This is a genomic window from Ruegeria sp. YTSC003 (genome assembly GCF_059609785.1).
Genome location: NZ_JBXWMK010000005.1, coordinates 237,063 through 260,670, shown reverse-complemented (window position 1 = coordinate 260,670; position 23,608 = coordinate 237,063). Strand labels below are relative to the sequence as shown.

Genomic DNA, 23,608 nt, shown 5'->3' with positions numbered 1-23,608 from the left:
CTTTGGCCGGACGTCAGGGCAGCAGCCGTGCCAGCTGTTCCGAAAGCATCAGCGATACCGGGTCGATTTGCATCACCCAGGCACCGGCTTGTTCAACCGAGGTGCCCTCGTTCAATGCGTCAACCCTGTATTGATAGCCCGAAGGCCCAAGGCTGGTGAGCAAGAAGGTCTTGAATGCAAACAACCCAAGCAGACACATCAGTAGAACCTTAAGGGGTAAAGCTGACTTCACCCTCTGCGGTTTCATCACAACCAACCCGTCCTTGCGCATCGTCGCGCGATAGCCACGGCTTAGTTTTGCGTGTTTCTTGCTCAGGCGATTTACGCGCTGATCAAATTCTAGTTGTTTTCCCGTCATGGCAGCCTCCAAAACCGCCCCCCGATTCCACGTTAAGACGGTAGAAACAGAATGCGACAAAATCGAGGCAAAACTCCAGAAAGCTCCAGTAAATGGCCCAAATTTAGCCCTGTTTGCTTAATATTAGCGTCGTCCACTCACCAATTTGGTCATTTTTCTCTAAATTGAAACCGTTTTGTACATAAACAGAAACCACATCATCGGCTTGTTCGTTAAGGATTCCAGATAAAATTGCGTATCCACCGACGCGCAGATTCGCTGCGATTTCGGGGGCCAGAGCAACCAGTGGCCCCTTGAGGATATTTGCGAAAATCAGATCGTAAGGTGCGATCGCGCCCAGATCGGGATGGTCAAAGCCCGCCGCTTCCACGCAACGGACCTTGCCTGCCATTCCATTGGCCTTCAGGTTGGCCTCGGCGACATCAACAGCCACTTCGTCGATATCGCTGGCGATGATCTCACCTTCCCAGACCCGCGCTGCCGCCATGGCCAGCACGGCAGTGCCACAGCCGATATCGGCCACTTTGGTCGCCGTGAACCCTTGGCTCAGAAGATGGTCCAGCGCCTTTAGGCATCCCAAAGTGGTGCCGTGATGGCCAGTGCCAAAGGCCATTGCGGCCTCGATCAGTAGCGGGATGCGTCCCTCAGGCAGTTTGTCAGCGTCGTGGCTGCCATAAACAAAGAACCGTCCAGCATCGACCGGTGCCAGTTCCCGGCGCACATGGGCCACCCAATCGGTATCGGGCAATTCTGACACAACAAACGGCTTGGCCTCAAACGCGGCGGCCAAGACGGCCAAAGCGGTTTCGTCCGGAGTTTCGGTGAAATACCCACCAACTTCCCAAAGTCCCGAACCATCCTCGACTTCGAATACACCAACGCCGGTTGGTTCCGGATCCAGACGCTCCATCGCTTCGCCCAGCCCTTCGGCAGCTTTTTTACCGGTCAGTGTAGTCAGCGCAGTGAATGTGGGCATGAGGGCCTCCTGTATCAATTGACACAGCGCCTATGGCGATGGCCCGCCAAGGTCAAGCATTGGCGCTTATTCGGCAGGTGCCGGCGCGTATTTCGACAAGATCGTTTCATTGCCCGGTTCCGGGTGGCGCGGGATCAGTAAGGACAATCCCAACGAGATCATCGCCATCGCAGCGGCCAGTGTAAAGACTGCACCAGGTGAGATGACCCACAGCAGGCCCAGAAGCGCAGGAAGGAACACAGCGGCGATATGATTGATCGTGAACGCCACAGCCGCCGTCGGTGCGATATCTGCAGGATCGGCGATTTTCTGAAAGTAGGTCTTCAGAGCAAGCGCCAAAGCGAACAGAACATGGTCGATCACATATAGGGTTGCAGCCAGTACCACGCCCCAACCAAACCAGTAGATACCACCATAGGCCGCAAAAACGATCGCCAAGCCGGTGTATTCGAAGACCAGCGTGCGGCGTTCGCCAAACATCGATACGGCCTTGCCCAACATCGGGGCCGCCGCCATGTTGATCACCAGATTGATCAGATAGAGGCTGGTCAATTCGTGAACTTCAAACCCGAACTTCTCGACCATCATGAAGCCCGCGAAGACAACAAAGATCTGCCGCCGCGCGCCGGCCATGAACTGTAGCGCGTAATACAGCCAGTACCGACGACGCAGGATCAGTTTTTTGGTCTGCGGAGTTGGGGCATCGAATTGCGGAAATGCGAACAGGCAGAACAGCGCCAGCAGGGCAGTCACACCACCAGCGGCCATGAATACAATGTTGTAGGACAGATCAAACCGGTCCCAGGTCAAAACGATCAAGCCATAGACCACTGCAGTCGCGGCAGACCCCATGGCCACCAGCCACCCCAGAACCTGCGGCGCGCGATCTATGGGCAGCCATTGCAGCTGCAGCGATTGGTTCACCGTTTCGTAGTAGTGAAAGCCGATCGAGCTGAAGAGCGTAACAAACAACAACCCGCCGAGGCTGGGAAACCATGCAGTCACCGCAGTCGCCACACCCAACATCATTAGCGAGATCATCGCCAGCACCTGCTCACGCACGAAAATGATCACCGCAATCACGCCAACAGCAAGAAAACCAGGGATCTCCCGCACAGTGTGCAGTAACCCAATGTCGGCCCCGTCAAAATTCGCCACCTCAATGACGAAATTGTTCAACAGCGCGCTCCACGCGTTGAAGGCAATCGGCATCGTCAGCGCCATGACGAACAAGAGCGTCACAGGGCGGCGCCAGAACGGAAGGCTCTGCGCCTCGGACAGGGGCATCGGTTTCAACATGGGACTCCTCTACGCCCATTTTCAGATTTTGGCGAGGCCGAAGCAGTGCGCGCACAATCGATCTGCGCTGATGCAGAGGTCAGTAGAAACTCTGCGGATCGATATCCACGGTCAAACGCAGGTCACCCTTCAGGCGCAAGGGTGCGATCCAGCGTGCTATCGCGTCCTGAATCGGTGCGCCCTTGGGTGCCTTGACCAGCAATCGCACGCGGTGTCTGCCGCGAATCCTCGCAATAGGCGCCGGTGCCGGGCCAAATACCTGTGCCCCGATATCACGCAGTGGCGCATCGTTTCGGGCCATTGCATTTCCAATATCAAAAACTGGTCCAACCTCAGGTCCGGACAGGACGATCCCGGCCATACGGCCGTATGGCGGCACACCTGCTGCCTGCCGTCCGGCGGCCTCGGCCTTCCAAAATCCTTCTTCGTCACCTGAAAGAATAGCGCGGATTACAGGATGCTCGGGCTGGAATGTCTGCAACAGGGCCTGCCCTGGCTTGTCCGCCCGGCCTGCCCGACCTGCGACTTGCCGCATCAACTGGAATGTCCGCTCAGCGGCGCGCAGGTCCGCCCCGTGCAGACTAAGGTCGGCATCGATTACCCCGACCAAAGTCAGATTGGGAAAGTTGTGCCCCTTCGCGACCAGCTGCGTACCGATGACGATATCGGCATCGCCCTCGGCAATCTCTTCGATCTTGGCTTTCAGGGCGCGGGCCGAGCCAAACAAATCGGAACTCAGCATCGCGATCTTGGCATCGGGAAACGTCGCCTCAGCCTCCTCGGCCAGCCGCTCGATCCCCGGGCCGACCGGGGCCAACTTGCCCTCGACGCCGCATGAGGGACATTCCTCGGGCATCGGCTTGGTCTCACCGCATTGGTGACACATCAGCCGTTTCAGAAACCGGTGCTCGACCATTCGGGCGTCACAGTGATCACAGGCAATCTGTTCCCCGCAAGCGCGGCACAGGGTCACCGGCGCATACCCACGGCGGTTGATGAACAGCAGCGATTGCTCGCCCTTCTCGATCCGCTGCATCACCGCCTGCCGCAAAAACGGAGAAATCCATGTCCCCGGTTGCATCTGTTCGGCCCGCATGTCGATGGGCTTCATCTCCGGCAACACCGCCGCCCCAAACCGCGAGGTCAGATCAACCCGTTCGTACTTTCCCGCCTCGGCGTTGGCCCAGCTTTCCAGCGAAGGTGTTGCGCTGGCCAGAATCACCCGCCCGCCACAAATGGCGGACCGCAGAACAGCCATGTCCCGCGCGCTGTAATGCACGCCGTCCTCTTGTTTGTACGAGGTGTCGTGTTCCTCATCGACCACCACCAGGCCAAGGTTACGGAATGGCAGGAACAACGCTGAGCGCGCGCCAATTACCATTTGCGCATCCCCCTGCCCGACCATCCGCCAGACCCGGCGGCGTTCGGTCATGGTCGCGCCGGAATGCCACTCGGCTGGGCGTGCACCGAACCGCGCCTCAACCCGCGTCAGGAATTCCGCTGTCAGAGCGATCTCGGGCAGCAGAACCAAGGCTTGTCGGCCCATCCGCAGCGCCTCTGCGACCGCCTCCAGATACACCTCGGTCTTGCCCGAACCCGTCACGCCCTTAAGCAGCGTGGTTCCATATTCCCCAGACCGCTGGCCCTTCTGCAACTTCTCAACCGCCGCCGCCTGATCGTCGGTCAACGCTTTGCCCGGCAAATCCGGATCCAGATGCGGATAGGGCAAATCGCGCGGGCTATCTTCTTCCCGTACAGCGCCCTGCTTGACCAACCCTTTGACGACCGAAGACGTCACTCCGGCCTGTTCGGCGAGTTCTTTCAGGGTGAACGCCAGCCCGCCATAGTTGCGGAGTACCTCCAGCACACGGGTGCGTGCGTCGGTCATCCGGTCCGGCTCGCCATTACCCAACCGATAAACCTTACGCATCGACGGCGGATCACCCAAACCCGGCGCTCGGGTTGCCAGCCGCAACATCGCGGACATCGGTGTCAGGGTGTAATCGGCAACCTTCCCCAGAAACAGCCGCATTTCTTCGCGCATCGGCGCGACCTCAAGCACCCGGATCACGGATCGCGCCTTGTTCAGGTCGAACCCGCCCTGTCCCGGCCCCCAGACGACACCCAGTACTTTGCGCGGCCCCAGCGGAACCTCTACGAACGCCCCCAGAAAACAGCCCCCCTCGGGCGCCTTGTAATCCAGCGTCCGGTCCAGCGGTTGTGCGGTCAGAACCGCAACCAGCTCTCCGTGGTCGAAATACTCCTGAGTGCTCAACGCATATCCTTGGGCTCGGGGGTTCCAGCATGGGTCTCTTTGAGGTAAAGCCATCCGCGACCAAGGCCAACCCATCAAAGGACTGCCCGCATGAAATTCTTCGTAGACACAGCCGAGATCGACGCCATTGCCGAACTGAACGATCTGGGCATGGTGGACGGCGTGACCACCAACCCCTCGCTGATCCTGAAATCAGGTCGTGACATTCTGGAAGTGACCAAGGAAATCTGTGATCTGGTCGACGGCCCGGTTTCAGCCGAAGTTGTGGCCACCGAAGCAGACGACATGATCGCCGAGGGCCGCAAGCTGGCCAAGATCGCGCCGAATATCGCCGTGAAAGTTCCGCTGACATGGGCCGGTCTGAAAACCTGCAAGACGCTCAGCGACGAAGGCCAGATGGTCAACGTCACACTCTGCTTCTCGACCAACCAGGCGCTTTTGGCCGCAAAGGCGGGCGCAACCTTCATCTCGCCCTTCATCGGTCGCCTGGATGACATCAACCTTGATGGCATGGATCTGATCGCGGATATCCGTCAGGTCTATGACAATTTCGGTTTTGAAACCGAAATTCTGGCCGCTTCAATCCGCACCGTGAACCACGTGACCGACAGCGCCCGCATCGGTGCTGACGTGATCACCGCACCGCCTGCCGTGATCAAGAAACTGGCCGATCACCCGTTGACGGACAAAGGTCTGGAAACCTTCCTGGCCGACTGGGCCAAGACAGGTCAGAAAATCCTCTGACTCTTTGCGCGACCGCGCGGCACCGTCAGGTGCCGCGCCCGGCACAACTGCCAAGCCTTGATCTTTGATCAAGGTTTCGCAGGCGGGAGCCGTAGGTCACAGTGGGAATGAAATGCACCGCCAATGCATTTTTTCCAAGGAAACCGCCATAACTCATGTTATAAGCCCCTCAACAAAAAAAGACCGAGCGGGACATGAGCAGCAACACCAAACTCCAGGACAACTTGCGCGCCGCGATTCTGGCTAAACCAGACGCCGTGCTGGACGACAAGGACCTGATGCAGGCACTTGTGACAGCCAACGAACAGGCGCGCGGGGACAACGTCATCGACCTGCGCGGCATCGCCATGCAACGGCTCGAGGAACGGCTGGACAGGCTGGAAGACACCCACCGGTCCGTTATCGCCGCAGCATATGAAAACCTTGCAGGCACAAATCAGGTGCATCGTGCCGTTATCCGCATGCTGGAACCGGCCGAATTCGAAGATTTCCTGCGCACGCTCGGCTCGGATGTGGTCGAAATCTTGCGCGTTGATCGTATCAAGCTGATTCTGGAATCCACAGCCACACAGGAAGACCCCGCCATCGACACTCTGGGCGGTGTTTTGTCCGTAGTCGAACCCGGTTTCGTGGACAATTACCTGACCTTCGACCGCGGCGGCCCCGCTCGCGACGTGGTTCTGCGCGAGATCCTCCACCCGACGCACAGGATTTTTGGACCCAACGCAGATCACCTGCGGTCCGAGGCTTGCCTGCGGTTGGATCTGGGCGAGGGTCGGTTGCCCGGCATGATCGTGATGAGCGCAAGGGACCGCAACCACTTCTCGCCGCAGCTGGGCACTGATCTTCTGTCGTTCTTCGCTGGCGTATTCGAACGCTCGATGCGCCACTGGTTGTCGTGAGCCTGATCTCACCTGCCTGCCGCGACGCGTTACAGTACTGGCTGGACAGCCTGAGCGCGCTGGCAGGGCGATCGGAAAACACCCAAGCCGCCTATCGTGGTGATGTCACCGACTTCCTGTCTTTCATGACACTACACCACAGTGAACGGCAGGGATTGGCAGCGCTGGCCCGCATCACCGTGTCCGACATGCGCGCCTGGATGGCCGATCAGCGCAGCGCAGGTGTTGGCGCGCGATCCTTAGCGCGCAAGCTGTCGGCGGTCAAAAGCTTCTACCGATGGCTGGCTGAACGCGAAGGGTTCGAACCCACCGCCGTTCTGTCCACACGCGCGCCAAAGTTTACTCAAAAACTCCCCCGCCCGCTGGCCGAAGATGCGGCCCGCGCGATGATCGACACGGTCGAACTTCAGTCGTCAAACGACTGGATCTCGGCGCGCGATGTTGCTGTCGTCACATTGCTCTATGGCTGCGGTTTACGCATCTCTGAGGCGCTGTCTTTGACAGGAAGCGACGCACCTGTGCCGGGTAGCTTGCGTATTGTGGGAAAGGGCGGAAAAGAACGCATCGTTCCGGTGATTCCGGCCGCCCGCACCGCCGTTGACCGTTACCTGCAGCTTTGCCCGCATCCACAATCCCAGGAAAAGGCTTTGTTCCGTGGGGCGCGGGGCGGTGCGCTCAATCCCCGTGCAATTCAGGGCGTGATGGCCAAGGCGCGCATGCAGCTTGGTCTGCCCGCAACCGCCACGCCGCACGCTTTAAGGCACAGTTTTGCCACCCACCTGCTGTCCGCAGGGGGCGATCTGCGCGCCATTCAGGAATTGTTGGGCCATGCCTCGCTTTCCACCACGCAGGCCTATACGGCCGTAGATACGGCCCGATTGATGGAAGTCTACAACCGCGCGCACCCCAAGGCCTGATCGCAGGTCCCACGATAACGCCTGGGCTGTACCCTTACCCGGCTTTTAGTTTGCATCTGCAGCGCGCATCGTCCAAGAGACACAAATGACAATAAAACTCAAAGCCCTTTCCGTACATCTGTTCACCGCGACCGGTGCCGTCTTTGCAATGTTGGCCATGCTGGCCGCGGTCGAAGAAAAGTGGAGCCTTATGTATCTGTGGCTTGTGATCTCGTTCATCGTGGACGGAATCGACGGCCCGCTTGCGCGCCACTACCATGTCAAAAAGAACGCACCGGAATTTGACGGTGTTCTTCTGGACCTGATCATCGACTATCTGACCTACGTGTTCATTCCGGCCTTTGCGCTGTTCAAATCGGGGCTGATGGACGGTTGGACAGGCTGGTTTGCGATCATCGTGATCACCTTTGCCAGCGCCATGTATTTCGCGGACACGCGGATGAAAACCAAGGACAATTCGTTCTCTGGGTTTCCGGGTTGCTGGAACATGTTTGTCATCGTGATCTTCGCGCTTGAGCCCAATTTCTGGGTGATCCTGCTGCTGGTTTCACTGTTGTCGCTGGCGATGTTCCTACCGTTGAAGTTCATTCACCCGGTGCGGACGGAACGCTGGCGCAACGTGTCACTGCCCATCGCGTTCGCCTGGACGTTCTTCGCCGGTTGGGCTGCCTGGGTCGATTTCCATCCCGAAAGCTGGGCGCATTGGGGGTTGGTGATTACAAGCCTCTACCTGGTTTCAGCTGGTATTGCGCAGCAAATTATCCCGCTGCGCAACAACTGAACGCTACAGGATTTCCTCAACCTCGAACTCGGTGCCGTTATGGGTGAACACATCACCCTCTTGCAGACCGGTCATGGTCAGGTAGATCGGGCTCTGGGTTGAAATACCCATATAGGTTTTGCCGTCCACCTCGAACCGTGTAGTCGAAACACAGACCACGAAACGGCGGTTGTTGAACTTGACAACAGCGCCTGGCTGAACCCGGTCCGTCAGGCTGAAATCCGTGTTCTCGATCACATCAATCTTGGCGTGGTGCGCATGAACGGGTGCATCGAACGCCGCCGCCAGATCCGCATTCTCGCGCGAGGCGGCAATGTCATCCTTGTCATGCCCTTCGCGGTCGTCCAGCTGCGAGTCTTTTAGAAATGCGTCGTAATGCGCCTGCGCAGTTGCCAGTTCCTGTTCTTCCAGCGACATCAGGCGGTCTATGATGGCCTTTTTGCGAGCGGCCGGGTCTGTATGGGCGGTCATGCAATACGGTCCTTCAAATTCAGTAACTGATATAGGTTGGGCCGCGAACTCTGGGATTGCAACTGATTTTCGCGCCTCAGATCAGAAGGCCCGCCGCTCGTTCATGACGCAGCAAGGCCACTTTGGTTTCGACACCACCATCGCCCGAGAACCCGCCCAGACCGTTGGCAGACAGCACCCGATGGCAAGGTATAATCACCGGTATGGGGTTCGCACCGCAGGCCTGCCCCACCGGTTGGGGTGGCTGCCCAAGCTCTTTCGCGATGTCCCCGTACGTTCGGGTCTCGCCCAGCGGAATGGCATACATCAGGTCGCAGACATTGCGCTGAAAGTCTGACCCGGCAACACGATACGGCAGATCGAACCGCTCGAGACGCCCCTCGTTATATGCGGTTAACTGTGCGGCGGCTTCCTGCAACAGGGGTGTGTCCGGCCCGTCGTCCTGCCCATCCCACACAAGGCGTGTGATGGCGCCATCTGTTTCTTCAATGCCAAGGCGGCCAAACTGCGTATCAACGGAAATCATCGGCATGGACACAGCGTTTCAGATCGCCGGGGCCAGCGCAAGCGGGGAAAGAAAAACCCCCGGCGGGTGACGCCGGGGGTTCGAATGTTTAGCCCAGCGCTTCGTCGCAGCGCCCACACACACCCGCGTGGGAATGCCGACCAACATCCGGCAGGATCTTCCAGCAACGCTGACATTTCTCGCCATCTGCTTTTTCGAACACGACGCCAACGCCTTCGATTTCCGGCACACGGAACGCCTCGGCAGGGGCCGGGTCGCCCGAAACGGTCAGGCCAGACGTGATGCACATGTCGTCCACGTCGAAAGTGGCCAGCAGATCGCGGGTGTCATTGTCTTCGACATGCACGATTGGTGCGGCCTCAAGGCTGGATCCGATGACCTTGTCCTGACGCTGGATTTCTAACGCTGCAGTCACCGCGCGGCGAACACGGCGAATCTTGACCATAGCAGCCTCAAGTTCTGAATTGCGCCAGTCGGCAGGGGTTTCGGGGAAATCCACCAGATGGACCGAGCTGTCATCGCCGGGGAACCGCTCCAACCAGACCTCTTCCATGGTGAAGACCAGAACCGGGGCCAGCCATGTGGTCAGTCGGTGGAACAGGATATCCAGCACGGTGCGCGCAGAACGGCGACGCAGGTTGTCGCCGTCGCAGTACAGCGCATCCTTGCGGACGTCGAAATAGAAGGAAGACAGATCGACCGTGGCAAAGGTGAACACGGCGCTGAACACGCCCTGGAAGTCGAAGGATGCATAACCTTTGCGCACCTGTTCATCCAGATCGGCCAGACGGCTGAGAACCCAGCGTTCCAGACGCGGCATATCCTCAGGCGCGACACGATCCGCTTCGGTGAAGTCCGCCAGCGAACCCAGCATGAACCGCATGGTATTACGCAGGCGACGATAGCTGTCGGCGGTACCTTTCAGAATCTCCGGCCCGATCCGCTGATCCGCGGTGTAGTCGGTCTGAGCCACCCAAAGGCGCAGGATATCGGCACCATATTGCTTGATAACCTCTTCCGGCACGATAGTGTTGCCCAGAGATTTGGACATCTTGTTGCCCTTGGCATCCAGCGTGAAGCCATGGGTTACCACGTTGCGATACGGCGCACGCCCCTTGGTGCCGCAAGCCTGCAGCATGGACGAATGGAACCATCCGCGGTGCTGGTCGGTGCCTTCCATGTAGACGTCCGCGATGCCGTCTTCAGTGCCATCCTCACGGTCGCGTAGTACGAAGGCATGGGTCGAACCAGAGTCGAACCACACGTCCAGAACGTCAAACACCTGATCGTAGTCATCCGGGTTGGCGATGCCGTCGAGGATCTGTTCTTTGAAGCCGTCAGTGTACCAGATATCCGCGCCGTCTTTCTCGAACGCCGCCTTGATGCGGGCGTTGAGTTCCTCGTTGCGCAGCAGGTAATCCGCGTCGGTGGGCAGAGCGCCCTTCTTGGTAAAGCATGTCAGCGGCACACCCCAGGCGCGTTGGCGGGACAAGACCCAGTCCGGGCGCGCTTCGATCATCGAGTACAGGCGGTTACGGCCTGTCTGCGGCGTCCATTTCACCAGCTCGTCGATAGACCGCAGCGCGCGTTCGCGGATGGTGTCACCCATCTCACCCATGCCGTCGTCCAGTTTGCGATCAACAGACGCAAACCACTGCGGCGTGTTACGGTAGATGATCGGAGCCTTCGAGCGCCACGAATGCGGATAGCTGTGCTTGATCTTGCCACGCGCCAGCAGCCCGCCAACCTCGACCAGCTTGTCGATGACGGCTTTGTTCGCATCACCCTCACCGCCCTTACGGGACAGGATGAACTTACCGCCAAAGAACGGCAGGTCAGCGCGGAACGAGCCATCGTCCATCACGTTGTAGGTGATGACTTGCTCGAGCATGCCTAGATCACGGTACAGTTCGAATTCCTCCATACCATGCGACGGCGCACAGTGGACAAAACCGGTTCCTTCGGTGTCAGTTACAAACTCAGCGGCGCGGAAGTCGCGGATGTCGTCCCATTCGCCATTGCCACCTTCGGCCCCGGCCAGCGGGTGGGTCAACTGGACACCGGCCAATTCATCGGTGGTTACGTCACGCACGCGAGTCCACTGGTCGTCGTTCAGGCGTGCACGGCCCAGCACGTCGGCGGCCAGATTGTCGGCCAGCAGGAACTTGTCTCCGGCACTAGCCCAGCATTCTTCTGGTGCTCCGGTGACTTCGTAGAGGCCGTAAGAGATGTCCTTACCGTAGACGACAGCCTTGTTCGACGGCATCGTCCATGGCGTCGTTGTCCAGATTACAACAAACGCGTCATCCAGATCGCCAGCATTTACGACTTTGAATTTCACCCAGATAGTGAAGCTTTCCTTGTCATGATACTCGACCTCGGCTTCGGCCAGCGCGGTTTTCTCAATGGGCGACCACATCACGGGCTTCGAGCCCTGATAGAGCGTGCCGTTCATCAGGAACTTCATGAACTCGTCGGCGATCACAGCCTCGGCGTGATAGTCCATTGTGATGTAGGGATCGGGCCAGTTGCCGGTGATACCAAGGCGCTTGAATTCTTCGCGCTGGACGTCGATCCAGCCTTCGGCAAACTTGCGGCATTCCTGACGGAAGTCGACGATGTTCACCTCGTCCTTGTTCTTGCCCTTCTTGCGGTACTGTTCCTCGATCTTCCATTCGATTGGCAGGCCGTGACAGTCCCAGCCGGGCACATAGCGCGCATCATGACCCATCATCTGATGGGACCGCACGATCATGTCCTTGATGGTTTTGTTCAGCGCGTGGCCGATATGCAGGTGGCCGTTGGCGTACGGAGGGCCATCATGCAGGGTAAAGGCCGTGCGGTTCTCTTTTTCACGCAGGCGGTCATAGACACCGATTTTCCCCCACCGTTCCAACCACGCGGGCTCGCGCTTGGGCAGGCCAGCGCGCATGGGGAAGTCGGTTTTGGGCAGGTTCAGCGTGTCTTTGTAATCAGGTGTTTGGGTCGTGTCGGCGCACATTTGGGGCGTCCTCAGGATGATCTTGTCGTGTTTGGATCGAAGCGGTCAGTGCGAATTCTCAAGCACCTTTGCCCGGCGTCTCGCGAAATCAGAGCGCCGGGGATATAATTCGAATAATGATGGCCATCCGGTCATACATGCCGGGCTTATAGGACGCCCGCGCCTAATGGTCCAGAGGTTCCGCCCCATGCGGCGAATGGCGCAGCGTGGCCCACCGGTTCAACCACGCCAAACCGGCCAGCGCAAGGCCCAGCGCCAGCAGTGAGAACACCCGGATCAGCCCCCCCAAACCAGCGATATCGACCAGGAACACCTTGGCCACGGCAAGCCCAATGACGACCAACCCCGCCTTGCGCATCATGTCCGATCGACGGGCGAGTGACTGATAAAACAGCCCCGCACCGATCAGCAGTAGGGCCATGGTGTAGGTGTATAGCTCGGGCTGGGTGACACCGTTGCCTTCGTACATACCGCTGGCCCCCTGCCAAACATGGCGAATGGTCAGGCCCAGCCAGACGGCACCCAAGGCTGTTGCCAGACCGAAGCACCCTTGTTTCCATCGCGGGTGCAGTGCAGGCAGCCAAGCAGCCGACAGAGCCAAAACAATGGCGGGCAACAGGTAAGCCACGGCGAGGGTATTCAGTATTGGCACCCCAAGAACCGGATCAGCTTGCGCATTCAGCAATGGGTTCGCCTCGGTCAGCGCCTGCGCCAGGCGAACAACACCATGTGCCGCAAAGAACAACGCCAGCCCGTAGCGCGCATAATTCAGTTTTCCGCCCAGTTCGAACCGCCGCACCTGCGCGCAGGCCAGCAGCAGCCAGATCAAGGACAAAAGCCCCAGCCCCCAGTGGCTGTCATGGGCACCGCCGTTGCCAAACCCTTCGAGCCAGCGCAGCAACAGCAAGGACAGCAAGATGCCCGCCGTCGCCCAGGCGGCGCTTTCCAGAAGCAGCGCGATGACCGGACGGTTCAATGGGCGCAGGATGGCCCAGGCCGCCAGAAATCCAACAGCAGCTGTGGCATAGACAAGCGCCATTTCTGCGACCGGTGCCGAGTTTGCCCAATCCAGACCGGGATTCAGTACAAGCCGGAGCGTGACAGTGAAGACGCCAGCCCAGATGAACCAACCCATAGGTGGAAGATCAAAGCGCCGATCCAGCACCGCCGCGGCCACGATCACGGCCACAAAAGCAATTGTCAGGGCAGCCGAACTTAGGACAATCACGCAGGCAAAGGTCAGGCAAGACAAAGCCGACAAGGTCACCAAAGCCGCCCGCAGCCGGTTTTCGCCGTCGACGCGCGCGAAACGCCCGGCCAGAACAACCATCATCACCGCCAATGCAACCGCATGCAGCGCCCACGGATAGGCTCCGATAACTTCATCGGGATGCCATCCAAGCTCCAGCGCGATTGCCAACAACGGTGCAAATACTGCGGCACCGCCCGCCCATACAGCCCGGTACTCGGTTGCGCGAAACGATCGCCAAGCTGAAAGGCCTGAGATCAATGCACCCAGTGCCACCAACAGGGTAACCGCCCACGGGAAATCCGCCTCGGCGGTTTCGGCATAGGTTTCAGCGAAGCGGCGCGCGACAGAGCCGTTGTCCCACCCTTGGATCAGTACGAACCAAGTTAGACCAGCGGCTGGCAGTATGGTCAGGTCTTGCAGGGCCCGCGCCTGGCTTGCCCAGGTCAGCAAACCCAGCGTCAGGCCTGCCAACAGCATGATTCCCAGCCAAAATTCGGCCGCTGAGTCTGGCCAGTGTATCGCCAGGATTACTGCGCTGACGCTCACCGCGCCAAAGGCAAGGCGTGTCGGAAACTCTGGCCACTGGAGGCCCTTTTGAATCGTAACGATTTCGCTGATCATGCGCCCCTCGTGTTCCGGCCAGATCCGCCGCACGGGGATCGCGATCGCGATGATCGCCAATGCAGTTACGCCGACAAGATACCCCGACTCGGTCGCGGGTGCCGAAAGCACCAGCAGCAGGCACGCGGAATAAGCCCCGACTAGCGTCAGAACGGATATCCACGCCCAGCGCCGCACGGTGTCGATACCCAACCCAAGGACGGCGATCACAAAGAAATAGCCGTACAACCAGCCGGGATCGGTCGAGGTCCCGCCCACCACGAAGGGTGACGCAAACGCACCAATCAAACCGACGGCCGCCAGCAAGGGGCCGTGGAACCAGCCCAAAACAAGCCCCACAAGCGCAACAGCAATCATGGCAATCAAGGCCGCTTCGGGACCAAGCAGATCGTACAACTGCCTTGCAGCCAGCAAGCCACCGAACAGCGTCACCAGCCCGGCCCCAGAAAAGACCGATGGCAGATAAGCTGTGGCTGAAGACTCGTCATCGCCATACTTCCGGCGGATCACCTCACCCGCGCCGATCAGCGTCGCGCCGAACATCAGGGCCGCAATGACGCGCATCGTTGGCGACAACAACCCGCTTTCGACCCCGTATTGGACCAGAAAAACGCCAGCCAGCGCCAAAGACAGGGCGGATACCGCATAGAACCAGTTCTCGCGCAGCCAAGCGCTCAGTGCGGCGATTCGATCGTCCTTCGCCGTTTCGGGGAGGGGTATCTTTTGTGGCTCAGGTGCTGAGGTGCCTTCTTTCGTTTCGACCTCGGGTGGTTCTGTTTTGATTGCCGGCCACGGAGAGCTCTTTTTATCCCTCGCTTGCGTCGATTCAGGTACTGTTTCTGGCGCTGGCAGGTCGCCACCAAGTGTGCGAATCTGCTGTTCAAGTTGCTCCACCCGGCGGCGCAGTCGAACCTGGGATACCAACAGAACAAGGATGGCCACCGGGACGGCCAGAACGATCAATCCAACGAGTACGAGCAGCGATTCCAACAGAGGCCTCCGGGCAAATGTGCCGTCAACCTAGCCGGGTGTCGATCTGCGCAACAGTCCGAAAAACCGTGTTTTTTGCGGGCTACGCAGTTCAGAACGCCTTATCCCCAGCCAAGGGACAGTCCGGCAACCATCAACCAGATGATGACCAACACAGCGGCAATCGAACCAGATGAGAAACAGGCGTCGACAAGTTTTACCGTCGCCGGATCAGATCAGGGTCCATCATCGACTTTGAAAAATTGACAATCTACACCGCGTGCCCAGCGGTACTTCTTATAACTAGGGATGGAACAACGAGCCAACAAAATACGCCATCAGTGCGGCGGCGCCGCCGATCGCAAAAGTCTCTAGACCTGACCGCCACCATGGAGCCAGTGACCACCTGCTTTTCAGAGCTCCGATGATAAAGAAGACCGCCATGGTCATGGTAATCGAGAGCTGAAAAGCCCGATCGAACGACAGCAGAAACGGCAGCAGCGGGACCATGCCGGCCACAAGAAACGCCAAAAACGTTGCCATCGCGGCTTTGAACGGGTTCGGATCGACGCTGCCCAATCCGTATTCACCCTCGATCATCAGATTGATCCAATTGTCGCGGTTGGCTGTGATGGCGTCCGTGGCCTCATCCAGCACGCGCCCCGACAGGCCCTTTTGCGACAAGATCGCATGCACTTCATCCCGCTCGCCTTCCGGGTATAGTCTGATGTGACGTTCTTCGATGGACCGGATGCGGCGGATATTGTCCAGCTCGGCCTTGGTGCCCGAGTAATTACCCGCCGCCATGGAAAACCCGTCCGCCAATACATTGGCCAGTCCCAGCGCAACGATAATAAAGGGTGACAGGCCCGCCCCGGCTACACCCGCCACAATGGCAAAGGTGGTTACGGACCCATCGATCCCACCATAGACCACATCCCGCAAAACACCGCGCCCCGGTGGCGCGTTGATGCGTTCTGCAATCTCTTGCTGGCTGTGTCCGTGATCGGTCATGGCTGGCTCTGACACTGTTATGCACGACAGCCAACCACTGTACCTTGCGTCAGGTCAAGTTTTGGAAAACAAGCCAGCCAGAGCACGTTTGATGATGCCGCGGGTCGATGGCTTGTGCCGATCCGAGAAGGGCAGCGGACGGCAGACCTCCATCGCGGCGACCCCGACTCGCGCACTCAACGCGCCGTTGACCAGCCCCTCGCCGAACCGGCGCGACAGTTTGCTAAGGATTGATCCCCCAAGCACAGGTTCCAGCAGGTCGTCTCCCACGGCCACCGCCCCGGTGGCCACAAGGTGCACGAACACGGCCCGCGTCAGTCGCCAACTGCCCAAAAACCCTGCGCGCCCGCCATAGATTTCCGCGATACGCCGGATCATCCGCAAAGAAGCGGCCAGCGCGGTCGCAACATCCGCAAGCGCCAAAGGCACCAACGCCGTCACCGTTGCAACCTGACGCGCGGCAGCCTCGACTTCGCGACTGGCAGCGACATCCAGCGGGGCCAGCAGCTCGTCCTCGGCCAGGGTCAGCAGACCAGACGCGTCAAATTGTTCGTCGATCCGTTCGGACAGCCGATCGCGCCCCCAACGGGTTTCGTCTCGGCCTTTGTAAAACGAGATCAATCGGTTCGTGACTGCGCGCGCCTGCGCAAGATCATCCTCAGCCAACGCAGTATCGGCCGCGTGACGCATCCCGTCCACGCGGGACAACCGTCCGATTGCGGCCAGCTCGCGCACAGCGATGATCAATGCGACCAACACCAGCGCTGCAAACAAACCCGTAATCACCCATCCTATGATCGGCGCGCGGAGAATCAGGGAATTCACAAAGTCCCAAGCCGCCACTGAAACAACAGCCCCAAGCGCGGCAAGCGCCAAACCCCAGAACCACCGCGACAGGGTCGAAGGTTTGTGCGCCGCCAAACGCGCCGCACCTTGCATCGCCTGACCCTGAGGTTGTGCGATATCCGGGACCGGAGGTGCTTGCGACACATCAGCCGCGGGTTCATCACCCTCCAGATCAATCAGAACCGGCCCCTTAGCCATTGGATGCTCCTTCACTGTTCCAGACATACTTTATGTCCGGAAGGTTCTCGTCATTGTCAGCGCCGCTGCTGCGTGCAACCTCGGTAAAGCCGTTGCGCTCATAGAACTGGCGCGCTGGATGGTTGGCCTGAAACGCAAACAATGACAATTCGGACCGGCACGATTTGGCATGTTCAAGCAATTGCTGACCGATCCCCTGCCTCCGCACCCCAGGTGCCAGGTACAGTGAGTGGATTTCGGCACCGTTGAGCGCCAAAAACCCGATCACACCGTCACCGGTTTCGGCCACGGTCACCCAATCCAATTCAATCATACGGCCACAAAACGCGATGGTTTCCGCCTGCGAGTGCAGTTCCGGCATCCAATCGTTTTCACGGGCGAAGCCATGCAAAATCTCTCCGGCGGCACCGGCATCCGTGCTGCGGGCGGGGCGAAGAATGAAATTCACAGCCGGTCTCCGATCAGGAACTGGGCTGCGCGGTCCAGCCGTATGTGTGGCGGGCCATCCCCGGGCCGCAGTGTCAGGTGTGCCGGCGCGAATGCCATGAACTCATAATCCCCGCCCAGCCAGCCTTCTGACCCGTTGCGCGCCGGGCCAAGCAAATGCGTCGGGTCTTCCGGCAGATCACCGGGATAGAAAGCGGCCTGCTTGCCGCTGCCCAGCAAGGTTCCACGCACGCAGGGCAGCTCGGCTCCGTTATGGGTGCGGATTTCCTCGGTCGTTGCCCTTAACGAGGCCAGCGACAGCGCCGCCGTCTCGGCCCCGGCGAAGCTCGCGCGATCGCGCGCCTCGCGGGTCAGGGCCTCCATGATATTGGTCAGGCGGTGGTGTTGAAGATGGTGCAAATGGTCCGCCTTGGTGGCCGCAAACAGGATACGCTCGACCCGTTTGCCGAGCAACAACTGGCTAAGCCACGCATTTCGTCCGGGCCGAAACGCCGACAGGATATCGGCCATCGCGCGACGCATATCCTCGACTGCCTGTGGCCCGTTATGGATCGCGCCCAGCGCGTCCACCAAAACCACCTGACGGTCGATCCGGGAAAAATGATCGCGGAAAAACGGTTTCACGACCTGAGATTTATAGGCCTCGTATCGCCGGGCCATCTCGCGGTGCAGACTGCGTCGCGGGCCGTGACCCTCGACCGGCAAGGGTGCAAATGTCAGCACCGGCGAGCCTGCCAGATCGCCCGGCAGCAAGAACCGCCCCGGCGTACAGTCGTAGAACCCGGCATCGCGGGCTGCGTTCAGATAAGAGGCGAATTCTTTGGCCAGTGATTGGGCCTTTGGTTCGTCGTGGCTGACAGAAGGGTCAACCGCCTTTGCCTGCGCCAGAAAGGTCGTCGCCTCATTGCGATTGGCGATGCGCTCCAGTGTTTCCTGCGACCAGACCTCATAGGTTTTGTCCAGCAACGCAAGATCCAGCAGCCATTCGCCGGGGTAATCCACGATATCCAGATGGATAGTGCGTGGTCCCTGCAACCCTGACAAAAGCCCGGCGGGACGGGCTTTGAACGATAAACGCAGTTCTGACACTGCGCGCGTACTTTCGGGCCAGTGCGGCTGAGGCCCGGTCAGCGCCGCCAGGTGATTTTCGTAGTCGAACCGGGGCACGGTGTCGTCTGGTTGCGGCTGCAGGTAAGCCGCGTTGATCCGCCCTTCTTGCTGCGCCACGAGGCCCGGCATCCGCCCCCGGTCCAGCAAGTTCGCGACCAGAGACGTGATGAATACTGTCTTTCCTGAACGCGCCAGCCCGGTGACACCCAGTCGGATCACCGGCTCAAACAATGCCTCAGACACGCGGTCACCCACGGATTCGACGCCGCGCGTCAGACTGTCTGCCAGAGATGAGATGACCAAACCGTCGCCCCGCTTTTTTCGTTTTTCCCAAGATAGGTAGCGGCTGTCGGACATACCAGCGCTTTCCCACTCTTGCCCGTAGCGGCACGGCGCGTTACCAGCAGGCCATGCCTAGATACGCGCTGAAAGTCGAATACCAGGGGGAGCCGTTTGCCGGATGGCAGCGGCAAAAGGAATTGCCGTCTGTTCAAGGGGCAATCGAACAGGCCTTGTCATGTATTCAACCCGGCGATCACACAATTGCCGCGGCCGGGCGTACAGACGCGGGTGTGCACGCACTGGGACAGGTTGCGCATAGTGATCTGATCAAGGACTGGGATCCGTTCCGCCTGTCTGAGGCGCTGAACTATCACCTTAAACCGCAGCCTGTTGCCATCGTTAAAGCAGCACGGGTAGACGATGACTGGCATGCGCGGTTTTCAGCGCTCGAACGGCAATACCTGTTCCGCATCCTGATGCGCCGCGCACCTGCTACGCATGACGCTGGGCAGGTCTGGCGGATCAACCATCAACTGGACGTAGACGCGATGCAGGCGGGCGCGGACATGCTGATCGGGCGGCATGATTTTACCACGTTCCGGTCTTCGATTTGTCAGGCTGCAAGCCCGGTCAAAACCTTGGATGAGCTGCGGGTCGAACAGGTTGAAGGCTTTTCCGGACCAGAGGTTCATTTTCACGTTCGCGCCCGGTCTTTCCTGCACAATCAAGTGCGCAGCTTTGTTGGAACGCTTGAACGTGTTGGTGCCGGAACATGGTCGCCCGAAGATGTACGGGATGCGTTGGAGGCCACCGACCGCGCCGCTTGCGGGCCGGTATGTCCGCCGCAAGGGCTGTATCTGGCGCGGGTCAGGTACCCGGAGTCCGTGTTCGGTTAAATCGCGCGCAACAGCAGACCGCTTGCAATCACGGCGATCAGCAGCCCTGCCACCAGTTCAATCGTCGGAGCCAGAACCGAGGCAAATCGCGTCGCCGAAGCCGAGGCCAGAAGCCCTCCGCGCAGTCCGAACGACGTCCAACCGACCAGAGTTGTGACGGTCGCCGTGCCCAGCGCCATTGCGAAAGCGCCAGCAATGCCGACCATCGCGATACCCATCTGCCACGTCAGGATTAGAACAAAGAGAGCTCCGGTACAGGGGCGCGCGGCAATTCCTGCGATCAACACCACCGCTTCGCGCAGGCTACCGACTTGGGCCACTTCGTCGGCAGTAGGACCATGGCGATGCCCACAATCAGAACAGACACCATGGTCATGGTCGTGATGTTCGTGACCATCCTCGTGCGAGTGGTCGTGCGAGTGGTCGTGGCCATGATGATGCACGTTTTGGCTGCGATGGCGTCGCGCAAAACTGCGAATGGACCGAAAAATCAACCACAAACCGATCGCTGCAATGGCACCATAGCTGATCGGGGCCATAACCTTTTCAGTCGTGTCGACAAGGCTTGCCCGAGACATCTGGAACACCAGTACCCCGGCATAGACCAGAACCACTGCCGTCACCGCCTGCCCCAAGCTGGACAACAAGCTGATCGCGGACAGGCGCAGAAAGGCCACGTTGCGACCCAACCCATAACCGCCGATCAGTACTTTGCCGTGGCCAGGACCGACGGCGTGAAAAAAGCCGTAAGCAAAACAGACTGTCAGCAGTGTTGCCACGGCCTCGGGTTGTTCCGCACGCGCGGCGCGCAAAGCGCGGGCGATCTGGTTCTGAAACTCCCGCTGCTCACCAGCGGCCCAAGCGGCCAAATGGTCAAAACCACCGCTGCCCCAAAACCACAGCAACAGACCAACGGCGATGGCTACAGGAACAATCAGGTACTTGGACATGAAAGACGGACCTCGGTCGCAAAGCTTTCCCCAACCAGGGGGATATCGTTTTCTTCAAGGTCATAGTCGGCGTCCAAGGTCTGTAGGAACGCCTGCATCTGCGCCAGTTGCCCGTCAATATCCGCGTCAATCCGGCTGATCTGACAAGAGGTGGGTCCAGATACCGATACCGGGCGGGTCACTTCATAAGCCGTGTAGTAAGATTCATCATATGCTTTTGCGACGACTGCGGTTGCCGGCACTCCACCGCCTTCCACCGCGCGCAAGTGGGTTGTCACGATACGGCCATCCTCGGTGGTCGCTTTGGCCTCCATCGGCCCTGACAAATCGACCGGCGCACCATCGGCGAACACCACGAGATCGCCATTATATCCTTCGACCCACTGGGCATCAAAGCCGGACAGAAACTTTTCTTCGCTCTCGGTCAGAATGCCATCGGAATCCTGATCCAGCTTCATATCTTCAAGCTGAAACAAAGAGAAAAGCTCATCATACGCCCAAGTTACCCTGACATGGGTCAACTGGCCGCTATCATCCACAATAAATTCCAGCCCGGTGTCGATAAAGACATGCGGGTGGGCCAATACCGGAACCGGCAGGCAACAGGAGAAAAGGGTTATGAGCCATCGCATAGGCAAAAGATAGGGGCTTGGCCCGTGCCCGGCAACGTGTTTCGACAGACCCGTGCAGGAACCGGCCAAACCGGTCACTTCGGCGGGAACAAAACCAACGTCTGCAGGGCTGTTCCGACCGGGCCTTCGGTGTCGAACAGAACCGATTGTGACATTCCTATTCCCGACGATTGCCAATGGGATAAGGACTGTGAGGCCAACCAGTCCGACGTGGGTTCGCGTTGAATCTGCACCGTCAGGTCCGTGTTCATGAACCCCATCTCAGATGTTGGTGCATTCCACGAGATCCCGTTCCCGCAATCCGCCAGAGGGCATAGCGCCTGAATCAGCGATTGCGCCTCGCCCTCCAACAGCTTCGGGGTGCGCATCCAGACCGTCTTTGGACCGGCGTTCTGGTTACCATCCTTGGGGTAGAGAATATCCGAATGGTTTGCGAATCCCGGCAGGTCGTGGAGGGTTTCGCCAATCGGGAACGGGCCAGTCACTGCGTCGTCAAGATTGGGCGGCGGCATCGTGATGTTTGGAACCGGCCCCAAATCACGCCGTACTATGTGCATTGTCGTAGCCGTGGCACACAGCGTGTCATCCAGATCGTGCACCGTGACACGCGTCGTCGCTAACGTTTTGGTATGGCGCGTCGTTTCTGCCGCCACACGCAAACCTGCCAACGGTAGCGGGCGCAGCAGATCCACCGTCAGCCGTGTCAACATCTTTTCCGGCCCAACCTCTGTTTCAGCTGCACGAACGATCAGCCCCGCGACCGGGCCCGCATGACAATGATCCGCAGACCACGGCCCGCGTGCGGGATCATTGCCGACAAAAGCTCCGTCAGTCCGAACGTGGAAATAGGATTGTTCCTTCAGATCCGGTTTCAGCACCATCTAGAACCTCAGACTTTTTCCTGCGTGTGCTTTTTCAACTCGGCCCGCGCCACCTGACGGCGGTGTACCGCATCCGGCCCATCGGCCAGCCGCAAAGTACGCACATGGGTCCAGGCCGTCGCCAGGGGCGTGTCCTGACTGACCCCCTGCCCGCCGAACATCTGAACGGCCTCATCGATGACTTTGAGTGCGACACGCGGGGCAACGACCTTGATCTGGCTAATCCAGGGTGCCGCCGCACGGGCATCGCCCTGATCCATGTACCAGGCAGCCTTCAAGCACAGCAAGCGCGCCATTTCAATCTCCATCCGGCATTCGGCAATAATATCGAAATTGGCCCCCAGCTGCGCCAGTTTCTTGCCGAAGGCTTCGCGCTGCAGCGACCGTTTGCACATCTGTTCCAGCGCCGTTTCAGCCTGACCAATTGCGCGCATACAATGGTGTATACGGCCGGGCCCAAGGCGACCTTGCGCGATCTCGAACCCGCGGCCTTCGCCCAGCAGGATATTCTCGGCGGGAACCCGAACGTTGGTAAAGCGAATGTGCATGTGGCCGTGCGGGGCATCATCGTGGCCGTAAACCTGCATCGGTCGCAGAACCTCGATCCCTGGCGCATCGGCAGGCACAACAATCATCGACTGCCGCTTGTGTTTGGGTTGCTCGTCACCTGCCGTCTTGACCATGACGATATAGACCTTGCACCGTGGATCACCCGCCCCCGATGACCACCATTTTTCACCATTCAGTACATAGTCGTCCCCGTCCCGCACACAGGACATCGATACATTCGTAGCATCCGATGACGCCACGCCCGGCTCTGTCATCAAATACGCGGACCGGATATCGCCGTTCAGCAGGGGTTTCAGCCACTGCTCTTTCATCTCGTCCGTGCCATAGCGCTCGAACACTTCCATATTACCGGTATCGGGGGCCGAACAGTTGAACACCTCGGCCCCAAGAGGCGTTTTGCCCATCTCTTCGGCGAAGTAAGCATACTCGACCGTGGTCAAGCCAAAGCCCCTGTCGCTGTCTGTCAACCAAAAGTTCCAAAGTCCGGCAGCCTTGGCTTTGGCTTTCAACCCTTCGAGGATTTCAGCCTGACGTTCGGTGTATTGCCAGCGGTCGCCCTTATCGATTTCGGCCTGGTATTCTTCTTCCAGCGGCATGATCTCATCCCGGATCATATCTGCCACACGTTGTAGCAGTGCGCGATTTTCTTCGCGCAGACCGAATGACATGTTCATGAGCTTTCCTCCTCAG

General features: G+C 59.2%; 21 protein-coding genes. 5 read left to right on the top strand and 16 right to left on the bottom strand.

The annotated features are described in order from the left end of the window. Positions 1-13: 13 nt before the first annotated feature. From AC2FFH_RS12250 to AC2FFH_RS12235, 4 genes are all read right to left on the bottom strand, one after another. Entirely contained in the window at positions 14-358 is a 345-nt protein-coding gene (locus AC2FFH_RS12250) for a hypothetical protein (protein WP_109312601.1), read from the bottom strand. A 103-nt stretch (positions 359-461) separates the two neighbouring features. Further along, positions 462-1,334: a 50S ribosomal protein L11 methyltransferase gene (locus tag AC2FFH_RS12245; RefSeq protein ID WP_496767063.1), complete on the bottom strand. Its 873-nt coding sequence runs from the start codon at positions 1,332-1,334 to the stop codon at positions 462-464. Between the two features lie 66 nt (positions 1,335-1,400). Then, positions 1,401-2,633 carry an MFS transporter gene (locus AC2FFH_RS12240; RefSeq protein WP_496767064.1) on the bottom strand — a complete coding sequence of 411 codons (1,233 nt, stop codon included), beginning with the start codon at positions 2,631-2,633 and terminating at the stop codon, positions 1,401-1,403. A gap of 79 nt (positions 2,634-2,712) precedes the next feature. Further along, on the bottom strand, positions 2,713-4,908 hold the full coding sequence (locus AC2FFH_RS12235) for a primosomal protein N' (protein ID WP_496767065.1): 2,196 nt from the start codon (positions 4,906-4,908) through the stop codon (positions 2,713-2,715). Positions 4,909-4,998: 90 nt separating this feature from the next. Here AC2FFH_RS12235 and fsa point away from each other — a divergent pair, with 90 nt between their 5' ends. From fsa to AC2FFH_RS12215, 4 genes are all read left to right on the top strand, one after another. Beyond that, positions 4,999-5,652, top strand: a complete 654-nt coding sequence (gene fsa / locus AC2FFH_RS12230; protein WP_496767066.1) for a fructose-6-phosphate aldolase — start codon at positions 4,999-5,001, stop codon at positions 5,650-5,652. Between the two features lie 194 nt (positions 5,653-5,846). Then, entirely contained in the window at positions 5,847-6,554 is a 708-nt protein-coding gene (locus AC2FFH_RS12225) for a DUF484 family protein (protein ID WP_058273210.1), read from the top strand. Then, the gene (locus AC2FFH_RS12220) at positions 6,551-7,471 is read left to right on the top strand and encodes a tyrosine recombinase XerC (RefSeq protein ID WP_496844490.1); all 921 of its coding nucleotides are present in this window, start codon (positions 6,551-6,553) and stop codon (positions 7,469-7,471) included. The genes AC2FFH_RS12225 and AC2FFH_RS12220 overlap by 4 nt, the downstream gene beginning before the upstream one ends. 85 nt (positions 7,472-7,556) lie before the next feature. Continuing rightward, entirely contained in the window at positions 7,557-8,252 is a 696-nt protein-coding gene (locus AC2FFH_RS12215; RefSeq protein ID WP_496740199.1) for a CDP-alcohol phosphatidyltransferase family protein, read from the top strand. A gap of 3 nt (positions 8,253-8,255) precedes the next feature. On the opposite strand, the gene AC2FFH_RS12210 is transcribed toward AC2FFH_RS12215, so the two are convergent. From AC2FFH_RS12210 to AC2FFH_RS12175, 8 genes are all read right to left on the bottom strand, one after another. Continuing rightward, positions 8,256-8,723 carry a hypothetical protein gene (locus AC2FFH_RS12210; RefSeq protein WP_058273207.1) on the bottom strand — a complete coding sequence of 156 codons (468 nt, stop codon included), beginning with the start codon at positions 8,721-8,723 and terminating at the stop codon, positions 8,256-8,258. A gap of 76 nt (positions 8,724-8,799) precedes the next feature. After that, complete coding sequence (locus AC2FFH_RS12205; RefSeq protein ID WP_282120675.1) at positions 8,800-9,255, bottom strand: methylated-DNA--[protein]-cysteine S-methyltransferase; 456 nt, start codon at positions 9,253-9,255, stop codon at positions 8,800-8,802. 82 nt (positions 9,256-9,337) lie between these two features. Beyond that, positions 9,338-12,250, bottom strand: a complete 2,913-nt coding sequence (gene ileS / locus AC2FFH_RS12200) for an isoleucine--tRNA ligase (RefSeq protein WP_496767068.1) — start codon at positions 12,248-12,250, stop codon at positions 9,338-9,340. 163 nt (positions 12,251-12,413) lie between these two features. Beyond that, positions 12,414-15,113, bottom strand: a complete 2,700-nt coding sequence (locus AC2FFH_RS12195) for a DUF2339 domain-containing protein (protein ID WP_496844489.1) — start codon at positions 15,111-15,113, stop codon at positions 12,414-12,416. Positions 15,114-15,395: 282 nt separating this feature from the next. Next, complete coding sequence (locus tag AC2FFH_RS12190) at positions 15,396-16,106, bottom strand: VIT1/CCC1 transporter family protein (RefSeq protein WP_496767070.1); 711 nt, start codon at positions 16,104-16,106, stop codon at positions 15,396-15,398. Positions 16,107-16,160: 54 nt separating this feature from the next. After that, a complete protein-coding gene (locus tag AC2FFH_RS12185) occupies positions 16,161-17,150 on the bottom strand; it encodes a YcjF family protein (protein ID WP_496726854.1) in 990 nt (329 codons plus the stop codon). Next, positions 17,143-17,598 carry a GNAT family N-acetyltransferase gene (locus tag AC2FFH_RS12180; RefSeq protein ID WP_496767071.1) on the bottom strand — a complete coding sequence of 152 codons (456 nt, stop codon included), beginning with the start codon at positions 17,596-17,598 and terminating at the stop codon, positions 17,143-17,145. The genes AC2FFH_RS12185 and AC2FFH_RS12180 overlap by 8 nt, the downstream gene beginning before the upstream one ends. Further along, the gene (locus AC2FFH_RS12175; protein ID WP_496844497.1) at positions 17,595-19,010 is read right to left on the bottom strand and encodes a YcjX family GTP-binding protein; all 1,416 of its coding nucleotides are present in this window, start codon (positions 19,008-19,010) and stop codon (positions 17,595-17,597) included. Before AC2FFH_RS12175 ends, AC2FFH_RS12180 begins: the two co-directional genes overlap by 4 nt. Before the next feature lie 107 nt (positions 19,011-19,117). Between AC2FFH_RS12175 and truA the strand changes: the two genes are divergently transcribed. Further along, a complete protein-coding gene (gene truA, locus AC2FFH_RS12170) occupies positions 19,118-19,885 on the top strand; it encodes a tRNA pseudouridine(38-40) synthase TruA (RefSeq protein WP_496767072.1) in 768 nt (255 codons plus the stop codon). On the opposite strand, the gene AC2FFH_RS12165 is transcribed toward truA, so the two are convergent. The 4 genes from AC2FFH_RS12165 to AC2FFH_RS12150 form a co-directional block, all read right to left on the bottom strand. After that, positions 19,882-20,835 carry a nickel/cobalt transporter gene (locus AC2FFH_RS12165; RefSeq protein ID WP_496779522.1) on the bottom strand — a complete coding sequence of 318 codons (954 nt, stop codon included), beginning with the start codon at positions 20,833-20,835 and terminating at the stop codon, positions 19,882-19,884. The two genes, truA and AC2FFH_RS12165, sit on opposite strands and share 4 nt — an antisense overlap. Continuing rightward, a complete protein-coding gene (locus tag AC2FFH_RS12160) occupies positions 20,820-21,467 on the bottom strand; it encodes a DUF1007 family protein (RefSeq protein ID WP_496726849.1) in 648 nt (215 codons plus the stop codon). The genes AC2FFH_RS12165 and AC2FFH_RS12160 overlap by 16 nt, the downstream gene beginning before the upstream one ends. Positions 21,468-21,541: 74 nt before the next feature. After that, entirely contained in the window at positions 21,542-22,348 is an 807-nt protein-coding gene (locus AC2FFH_RS12155; protein WP_496779526.1) for a thioesterase family protein, read from the bottom strand. 8 nt (positions 22,349-22,356) lie between these two features. Next, positions 22,357-23,592 (bottom strand): acyl-CoA dehydrogenase family protein, encoded by a 1,236-nt coding sequence (locus AC2FFH_RS12150; RefSeq protein ID WP_496844488.1) that lies wholly within the window; start codon positions 23,590-23,592, stop codon positions 22,357-22,359. Between the last annotated feature and the right edge of the window lie 16 nt (positions 23,593-23,608).

Coding starts and splice junctions, on each gene's coding strand:
- AC2FFH_RS12250 (WP_109312601.1), bottom strand. CDS start 358: ATGACGGGAAAACAACTAGAATTTGATCAGCGCGTAAATCGCCTGAGC.
- AC2FFH_RS12245 (WP_496767063.1), bottom strand. CDS start 1,334: ATGCCCACATTCACTGCGCTGACTACACTGACCGGTAAAAAAGCTGCC.
- AC2FFH_RS12240 (WP_496767064.1), bottom strand. CDS start 2,633: ATGTTGAAACCGATGCCCCTGTCCGAGGCGCAGAGCCTTCCGTTCTGG.
- fsa (WP_496767066.1), top strand. CDS start 4,999: ATGAAATTCTTCGTAGACACAGCCGAGATCGACGCCATTGCCGAACTG.
- AC2FFH_RS12225 (WP_058273210.1), top strand. CDS start 5,847: ATGAGCAGCAACACCAAACTCCAGGACAACTTGCGCGCCGCGATTCTG.
- AC2FFH_RS12215 (WP_496740199.1), top strand. CDS start 7,557: ATGACAATAAAACTCAAAGCCCTTTCCGTACATCTGTTCACCGCGACC.
- AC2FFH_RS12210 (WP_058273207.1), bottom strand. CDS start 8,723: ATGACCGCCCATACAGACCCGGCCGCTCGCAAAAAGGCCATCATAGAC.
- AC2FFH_RS12205 (WP_282120675.1), bottom strand. CDS start 9,255: ATGCCGATGATTTCCGTTGATACGCAGTTTGGCCGCCTTGGCATTGAA.
- ileS (WP_496767068.1), bottom strand. CDS start 12,250: ATGTGCGCCGACACGACCCAAACACCTGATTACAAAGACACGCTGAAC.
- AC2FFH_RS12190 (WP_496767070.1), bottom strand. CDS start 16,106: ATGACCGATCACGGACACAGCCAGCAAGAGATTGCAGAACGCATCAAC.
- AC2FFH_RS12185 (WP_496726854.1), bottom strand. CDS start 17,150: ATGGCTAAGGGGCCGGTTCTGATTGATCTGGAGGGTGATGAACCCGCG.
- truA (WP_496767072.1), top strand. CDS start 19,118: ATGCCTAGATACGCGCTGAAAGTCGAATACCAGGGGGAGCCGTTTGCC.
- AC2FFH_RS12165 (WP_496779522.1), bottom strand. CDS start 20,835: ATGTCCAAGTACCTGATTGTTCCTGTAGCCATCGCCGTTGGTCTGTTG.
- AC2FFH_RS12160 (WP_496726849.1), bottom strand. CDS start 21,467: ATGCGATGGCTCATAACCCTTTTCTCCTGTTGCCTGCCGGTTCCGGTA.
- AC2FFH_RS12155 (WP_496779526.1), bottom strand. CDS start 22,348: ATGGTGCTGAAACCGGATCTGAAGGAACAATCCTATTTCCACGTTCGG.
- AC2FFH_RS12150 (WP_496844488.1), bottom strand. CDS start 23,592: ATGAACATGTCATTCGGTCTGCGCGAAGAAAATCGCGCACTGCTACAA.